This window comes from Acinetobacter sp. LMB-5 (assembly GCF_001541635.1).
Classification (GTDB): domain Bacteria; phylum Pseudomonadota; class Gammaproteobacteria; order Pseudomonadales; family Moraxellaceae; genus Acinetobacter; species Acinetobacter pittii.
In genome coordinates this window covers 1-337 of sequence record NZ_LRDR01000107.1, presented here as the reverse complement: position 1 = coordinate 337, position 337 = coordinate 1, and the positions used below count along the sequence as shown (strand labels likewise).

The 337-nt window shown below is 48.4% G+C and carries 1 protein-coding gene; it reads right to left on the bottom strand.

Going from position 1 to position 337, the window contains the following annotated elements; all coding sequences use genetic code 11:
• The coding region (locus AW165_RS18720) for a helix-turn-helix transcriptional regulator (protein WP_228138771.1) at positions 1–324 on the bottom strand (324 nt) is incomplete at its 3' end.
• Between the last annotated feature and the right edge of the window lie 13 nt (positions 325–337).

Below are 337 nucleotides of genomic sequence, written 5' to 3'. Positions count from 1 at the left end.
GAGGTACTGGCGATAGTTTTGTAAAGTCAGTTTTTCGCGCTCGGAGGTAACTTTGTCGAGGCCATCTTTACCGAAGATGTGTTCCACGGCTTCGATAAATTGGATGGTGAGTTCGCCATGACGATCGGCGAATTGCTCATGTCCCTTCTGGGTTAAAGACCAATGGCGAGTAGGGCGTCCGACTTTGACTTTTACATCGTGAATCGACAGGATGCCATCATCTTCTAAACCTTGCAGGTGCTGGCGAGCACCCATGGTTGTCATCCCAAGCTCATAAGAGAGTTGTTTTGCAGTGACAGACCCGTCACGCTTAACGATTTGCAATATCCTATCTACG